Annotated in this window: 3 protein-coding genes and 1 pseudogene; all 4 read left to right on the top strand. The window is 40.8% G+C overall.

What is annotated here, in order from left to right; translation table 11 throughout:
• The first annotated feature begins 307 nt into the window (after positions 1-307).
• Positions 308-628 (top strand): helix-turn-helix domain-containing protein, encoded by a 321-nt coding sequence (locus PX482_RS05660; RefSeq protein ID WP_002760257.1) that lies wholly within the window; start codon positions 308-310, stop codon positions 626-628.
• Between the two features lie 104 nt (positions 629-732).
• Positions 733-1,284: a GUN4 domain-containing protein gene (locus PX482_RS05655; RefSeq protein WP_223213014.1), complete on the top strand. Its 552-nt coding sequence runs from the start codon at positions 733-735 to the stop codon at positions 1,282-1,284.
• A gap of 127 nt (positions 1,285-1,411) precedes the next feature.
• Complete coding sequence (locus PX482_RS05650; protein WP_002760261.1) at positions 1,412-1,654, top strand: hypothetical protein; 243 nt, start codon at positions 1,412-1,414, stop codon at positions 1,652-1,654.
• Positions 1,641-1,823: pseudogene (locus PX482_RS05645) on the top strand (type II toxin-antitoxin system VapC family toxin); the annotation flags it as partial. The gene PX482_RS05650 and the pseudogene PX482_RS05645, both read left to right, overlap by 14 nt.
• Positions 1,824-1,947: the final 124 nt, after the last annotated feature.

Here is a 1,947-nt window from a genome sequence, read left to right as displayed (position 1 = left end):
GGTTCTTCGGTTTTTGTTATGCAATGGACGGGGGTTATAAGGGATGGAACCCTTATATAGAAAGGCATTTGGCGATTTTTGTCAATTATTTTTGATCTAGAGCGAACTAATCAATTAAGTCTCTTGCCAGATAAGGATTTAGTCGATTTATGCCCCCCTATCGAACCATACTAAGTAACGAAGAACCTTCTTTCCGTTGATTATCGAGATTTTAATACCTATCGTTGGAAAAATACGGAGCCATTTCAAATAAAACTGGCTGAAATAAGTTATCAAGAATGGTTAAAAAATCAAGGAGAATAACAAAATGAGCGACTTTGAAAAAAGTAATAGTAATATTTTCGCTGATCTTGGCGATCCAGAAGCCGAACAAACTTTAGTCCGCGCTCAAATTCTATCTGGGATTATTGATATTGTCAATGAACGGAACTTCACGGAAACTGAAACAGCAGAAATTTTAGGAATATCAACACTAGAAGCATCTCAATTAATCAAGGGAAAACTTAGTCAATTTTCTCTGGAAGATTTGTTTCATATTCTCAACGCTCTTGATCAAGATGTTGAAATAATTCTTAAGCCGAAAGTTGATGCCCAGGTCGCTAAAATTCGGGTGTTAATAGAACTATAAACATTAATATGAAGGAAGGATAAACTATGAAAGAACAATAGGATTTTAGCACCGGAAAACGAGGCGCAATCAATGATTTTAGCCGACAATTGCGTAAGGGTGGAGTGAGTTATACCAGTCTACAAGACCTACTAGCAGCAGGGAAATGGAAAGAAGCAGATGATGAAACAACTAGGGCGATGCTTCAAGCTGCTGAGAGGGGAGAGAACGGGCGGTTCAGAGTACTGGATATTAGAAACTTTTCCTGTGAAGATTTACGCATCATTGACCAGCTTTGGTTGTCAGCTAGTAAGGGTAAATTCGGCTTCAGTGTTCAGAGAGAAATCTATGAGAGTCTCGGTGGCACGAGCGAGTATAATGAGGTAGTGTGGAATAAGTTCGGCGATCGCCTCGGCTGGAGAAAAGGAGGACAATGGGTGTACTGGCGGGAATTGCGGAAATGGGGGGAAGACGAAACCCTTGATTTTCAAGTTCCGCCTCGGCCTGGGGAACCCCGTAATGTGTACCTGCCGGCGGCATCTAATATTGAAGTTCCGCCTAGGGAACCCCCTAATGCGCACCTGCCGGCGGCATTATTTGAGATTACAAATACATTGGAGGGAAAGTGGAAGGGAGGCATGGAATCCTTCTCTCGTTTAAAAGCTTGTAACCTGTAGAATATAACAATCTCAGGTCTTTTGTCAAGTCTAATTTTAGGAGTTTTGCTCATGTAAACATCAGCTTTTCACAGAACTCGATTTTTATCTTAAAATTGATACAATCAACCATAAAGAGATAATGACAATGATAAACCTAGAAACAATTCAAGAAGATATTGCGTCCCTTCCCCTCGACGCACAACAGACTATTCTTGAACTTGTAGATATTCTCAAAAAACGATATTCTCCCAACCCACAGGAAATGAAAGATCAGCGAACAGAAGATTGGTCTGACTTTATCGGTTGTATAGAGGCTGAACCAGACCTTTCGCAAAACTATAAAACCTATTTAACAAGTGAACTTAAGCAAAAATATGATCATTGTTGATACTGGTTTCTGGCTGGCCCTTGCTAATAAAAACGACTCACTTCACCCATTAGCAAAAAAACAATTCCAAAAATTAATCAATCAACAATTTATTACAACCTGGTGCGTTGTTACTGAAACTTGCTACTTACTACAAAAACGAGTAGGAATAGGCAACATCTCAAAAACCGCTGAGAGGTAAGATGAAAGCCACGACAGCATCTCTGGCCTCTCAGCCTATCGCCTGTGGCTGTTAGGTAGTGTCTAGCTAGTGACCAACTTCCAGGCTGAGACTGTTCTGGGGAGCCGCCCGC

The organism is Microcystis sp. M53602_WE12, assembly GCF_030065455.1.
GTDB lineage: Bacteria > Cyanobacteriota > Cyanobacteriia > Cyanobacteriales > Microcystaceae > Microcystis > Microcystis aeruginosa.
This window is presented reverse-complemented; position numbering and strand designations above follow the sequence as displayed.

Coding starts and splice junctions, on each gene's coding strand:
- PX482_RS05660 (WP_002760257.1), top strand. CDS start 308: ATGAGCGACTTTGAAAAAAGTAATAGTAATATTTTCGCTGATCTTGGC.
- PX482_RS05650 (WP_002760261.1), top strand. CDS start 1,412: ATGATAAACCTAGAAACAATTCAAGAAGATATTGCGTCCCTTCCCCTC.